Here is a 535-nt window from a genome sequence, read left to right as displayed (position 1 = left end):
CGCAGCGGCAGGTTCGGCGGGGCCTCGGAGGCCTCCCCGGCGTAGCTGGACCAGCGCCTCGCCCGGCGGCGCCCGCGCGCCGAGAGCCCCTCCTCGCGCATGATGCGCCTCACGACCTTCTCCGAGACGCGCGTCCCGCGCCTCCGGAGCTCCGCCCACACGGGGCGGTACCCGCGGCCGCCGCCCATCGACTCGAACGCCTCGCGGACCTCGGCCCTCAGCGCGGCGTACTTGTCGCGCCCGAGCCGCGCGCGGTGGTACTCATAGGAGCTCCTCGAGATCCTCAAGAAAGCGGTGATCTCTCGGAGGGGCAGGCCGGTCGCCGCGCGCAATCTCTCGCCGAGCGCGGTCTTTCTCGCGTCCGACATCGAAGCCGGGGCGCAGCCTTCCGCTTTTAGGTCGTCCAACACCGCCCTGAGCAGCTGGTTCTCCGTCATCGCGGCCTCGTAGGCCGCCCTCTCCGCGTCGTTCACGGGCGCCTCCTCGCGTCGGGTGCGGGGCACCATGGTAGCACCCCGGGCCCGGCCGCGCGGCA

General features: G+C 73.6%; 1 protein-coding gene. It reads right to left on the bottom strand.

The window, feature by feature from the left end:
- A partial coding sequence (locus BN423_RS10500) for an IS3 family transposase (RefSeq protein WP_026089093.1) occupies positions 1-473 on the bottom strand: 473 nt, incomplete at its 3' end.
- Positions 474-535 lie beyond the last annotated feature (62 nt).

This window comes from Enorma timonensis (genome assembly GCF_000321165.1).
Taxonomy (GTDB): domain Bacteria; phylum Actinomycetota; class Coriobacteriia; order Coriobacteriales; family Coriobacteriaceae; genus Enorma.
This window is presented reverse-complemented; position numbering and strand designations above follow the sequence as displayed.